We start from the raw sequence: 3,418 nt of genomic DNA on the forward strand, positions 1-3,418 counted from the left end.
CAAAGCCCTATGATGACTGCATCGAGAACATCGACATCGGCGGCCCGGCGATGATCCGGGCCGCCGCCAAGAACCATCACGACGTCGCCGTGGTCGTCGAGCCGGCGGACTATGCCATGGTGCTCGCCGATCTCGAGGCGCAGAAAGGCGCGACCACGCTCACCCTGCGCCGCAAGCTCGCGCAGAAGGCCTATGCCCGCACCGCGGCCTATGACGCCGCGATCTCGAACTGGTTCGCCAATGAGCTGGGCGACACCGCGCCGGCCTATCGCGCGCTCGGCGGCCAGCTCGCCGAGGCGATGCGCTATGGCGAAAACCCGCATCAATGGGCTGCCTTCTACCGCACGCCCGGCAGCCGCCCCGGCGTCGCCACGGCGCGTCAGGTCCAGGGCAAGCAGCTCTCCTTCAACAACATCAACGACACCGACGCCGCCTTCGAATGCGTCGCCGAGTTCGACCCCGCGACCGCGGCCGCCTGCGTCATCGTCAAGCATGCCAACCCCTGCGGCGTCGCCACCGGCCCATCGCTGCTCGCCGCCTATGAGCGCGCATTGGCCTGTGACCCGGTCTCGGCCTTCGGCGGCATCGTCGCACTGAACCGCCGGCTCGATGCGGAAGCCGCCCGTAAAATCGTCGAGGTCTTCACCGAGGTGATCATCGCGCCCGAGGCGGACGAGGACGCGATCGCCCTCATCGCCGCCAAGAAGAACCTGCGCCTGCTGCTGACCGGCGGCCTGCCGGACATGCGCGCGCCGGGCCTCTCGCTGCGCACCGTCTCGGGCGGCTTCCTGGCCCAGGCCCGCGACAACGCCGTCGTCGACGACATGGAGCTGAAGGTCGTGACGAAGCGCCAGCCCAGCGAACGCGAGCTCGCCGATCTGCGCTTCGCCTTCCGCGTCGCCAAGCACGTCAAGTCGAACGCCATCGTCTATGTGAAGGATGGCGCCACCGTCGGCATCGGCGCCGGCCAGATGAGCCGCGTCGATTCCTCGCGCATCGCGGCCTGGAAGGCAGCGGAAGCCGCCAAGGCCGCCGGATTGCCGGAAACCCTCGCCAAGGGTTCGGTCGTGGCGTCGGACGCCTTCTTCCCCTTCGCCGACGGTCTCCTGGCCGCGGCGGAAGCCGGCGCCACCGCCGTGATCCAGCCCGGCGGCTCGATGCGCGACGACGAGGTCATCAAGGCTGCCGACGAGGCCGGCCTCGCCATGGTCTTCACCGGCCACCGCCATTTCCGCCACTGAGCGAGGATGTGCCGAGGGCTACCGGATGCACACGCTGAAACTCATCGCTGCTGGTTTTGCCCTCCTCGGCGCCCTGCATTTTCTCGCGCGCCGCCTGAAGCTCGGCGGCGGGGACCCGACCGGCTTCGCCGTCAAGCTCTTCCTGCCGCTCTGGCTGGTCGCGGCGCTGGTCAATCTCTGGATCGGCGTCAGCCGCGCCGGATACACGCTGCTCCAGGAGATGCCCTTCTTCTCGCTCGTCTTCGGCCTGCCGGCGGCCTTCGCGATCCTGCTCTTCCTGAAATTCAGGTGACGCGATGAGCCTCGACTCGGTCCGCGCCTTCTTTGCAGCCCATGCGCCCGACATCGCCGTGATCGAGACGAAGGAGAGCAGTGCCACGGTGGCGCTGGCCGCGGCCGCCCATGGCGTCGAGCCCGCCCGCATCGCCAAGACCCTGTCGCTGCGGGTCGGCGAACGCGTCGTTCTGGTCGTCGCGCGCGGCGATGCACGCCTCGACAATCGCAAGGCCAAGGCGGTGTTCGGCGCCAAGCCGCGCATGCTCGATCTCGCCGAGGTCGAGGCGCTGACCGGCCATCCCGTCGGCGGCGTCTGCCCCTTCGGCCTGGCGACGCCGCTGCCGGTCTATTGCGACGTCTCGCTCAAGGCCTTCGGCGAGATCGTGCCCGCCGCCGGCTCGACGCACAGCGCGGTGCGGATTTCGCCCGAGCGGCTGGCAGCGCTGACCAATGCCGAATGGGTCGATGTCTGCCAGGACATGGCCTGAGACACTCGCCTCTCAGATAGTCGTCACGGTCCTTTCGCATCATTGCGAGCGCAGCGAAGCCATCCAGGCGACGTAGAGCACGACCGATCTGGATGGCTCCGCTGCGCTCGCAATGACGGGGAGGCTCAGCCCTCGTTCGCCAACCGCCGCGTCAGCGCCATCGCGGCGGCGGGATTGCGGATTTTGGCGCCGCTGATCACGTAGAGAAAGACGTCGCGTGCGACGGCTGGTGCCGGCTCGCCGGATAGCGGCTCCAGGTCGTCGGGAACCTCCCCTTTCGCCCATTGCCGGGCGCGCGCTACCCATCGATCGAGAGCGACTCCCGGATAACCCTCCGGCTCGGTCTCGCTGGTCCCCATGATGCGGGCATAGACGAAGGGCGCCGTCACATCGGCGATCTGCGGATAGTCCGAATCGGCGGCCGTGATCGCCGCCACGCCGTACGCGCGCAGCAGGGCGACGAAATCCGGTGTGCGGAAACTGTGATGACGGACCTCGACCGCATGGCGAATGTCGATCCCGCCGACGCGGTGCGGCAGCAGCTTGAGAAAGGCCTCGAAATCGGCGGGGTCGAAGGCCTTTGTCGGCATGAACTGCCAATTGATCGGCCCGAGCTTCTCCTTCAGCTCCGTGACGCCGCCGGAGAAGAACTTCTCGATCGAGGGCGCAGCCTCCGCCAGCACGCGCCGATTGGTGATGTAGCGTGAGCCCTTGACCGCGAAGACGAACCCATCCGGCGTCTCCGCCCGCCAGCGCGCAAAACTCTCGGGCTTCTGCGAGCCGTAATAGGTGCCGTTGATCTCGATCGTGCCGAGATGGCTGGCAGCGTGCTGGAGTTCGCGCTTCTGCGGAAGGCCCTCCGGGTAGAAGGTCCCACGCCAGGGCTCGAACACCCAGCCGCCGATACCGACCCTGATCGCGCCGTGCGGCCTCGTCATCGTGATCTCCAGCTTGGCAAGGTCACAGTCCAGCCCGGCGGCCGCCGTGAATCCGGTCCGGCGCCTTCGGTGACATTAGCAGGCGATCGACGTGGTTCGAAGCGGCTGTGCGCCAGGCTGTGTCAGCAGCGCGCGCCCTTTGCGGCAGCATGCTGCGGGAATCCCCTAAACGCAGCAACGCCCGCGGCTTTTGGGCTGCGGGCGTTGGGGATTGGATTTTGGTTGCGGGGGCCAGATTTGAACTGACGACCTTCAGGTTATGAGCCTGACGAGCTACCGGGCTGCTCCACCCCGCGGGGGTGATGTGTGCGCTGCGTTGGAGCAGTGCGGAACACGAACGCGGCGCTGGGGCTTTTTTGGCCCTGGCGCCGCGCGCGGTTTGTTTTGTGATGAGGGATATCCTTGACAGGCCCGGCAACGACCTACTCTCCCGGGTCTTGAGACACAGTACCATCAGCGCTGAGACGTTTAACGG

The 3,418-nt window shown here is 67.3% G+C and carries 4 protein-coding genes and 1 tRNA gene; 3 read left to right on the plus strand and 2 right to left on the minus strand.

Annotated features, from left to right (window positions below; all coding sequences use genetic code 11):
- The 3 genes from purH to Q8M82_RS05330 all read left to right on the plus strand — a co-directional run.
- Positions 1 to 1,241 (plus strand): bifunctional phosphoribosylaminoimidazolecarboxamide formyltransferase/IMP cyclohydrolase (gene purH, locus Q8M82_RS05320; protein ID WP_305690339.1); only part of this gene is annotated, 1,241 nt, incomplete at its 5' end.
- 25 nt (positions 1,242 to 1,266) lie between these two features.
- Positions 1,267 to 1,533, plus strand: coding sequence for a hypothetical protein (locus Q8M82_RS05325; RefSeq protein WP_305690340.1), 267 nt, complete (start codon positions 1,267 to 1,269; stop codon positions 1,531 to 1,533).
- A gap of 4 nt (positions 1,534 to 1,537) precedes the next feature.
- Entirely contained in the window at positions 1,538 to 2,005 is a 468-nt protein-coding gene (locus Q8M82_RS05330; RefSeq protein WP_305690341.1) for a YbaK/EbsC family protein, read from the plus strand.
- A gap of 125 nt (positions 2,006 to 2,130) precedes the next feature.
- Here the strand turns inward: Q8M82_RS05330 and Q8M82_RS05335 are convergent, their stop codons facing one another.
- Positions 2,131 to 2,943 (minus strand): DUF72 domain-containing protein, encoded by an 813-nt coding sequence (locus tag Q8M82_RS05335; protein WP_305690342.1) that lies wholly within the window; start codon positions 2,941 to 2,943, stop codon positions 2,131 to 2,133.
- Positions 2,944 to 3,162: 219 nt separating this feature from the next.
- Positions 3,163 to 3,239, minus strand: a tRNA-Met gene (locus tag Q8M82_RS05340).
- Positions 3,240 to 3,418: the final 179 nt, after the last annotated feature.

It is taken from the genome of Allobosea sp., from assembly GCF_030694325.1.
GTDB lineage: Bacteria > Pseudomonadota > Alphaproteobacteria > Rhizobiales > Beijerinckiaceae > Allobosea.

Excerpts from the sequence above, each read along its gene's own strand:
- Q8M82_RS05325 (WP_305690340.1), top strand. The coding sequence starts at position 1,267 with ATGCACACGCTGAAACTCATCGCTGCTGGTTTTGCCCTCCTCGGCGCC.
- Q8M82_RS05330 (WP_305690341.1), top strand. The coding sequence starts at position 1,538 with ATGAGCCTCGACTCGGTCCGCGCCTTCTTTGCAGCCCATGCGCCCGAC.
- Q8M82_RS05335 (WP_305690342.1), bottom strand. The coding sequence starts at position 2,943 with ATGACGAGGCCGCACGGCGCGATCAGGGTCGGTATCGGCGGCTGGGTG.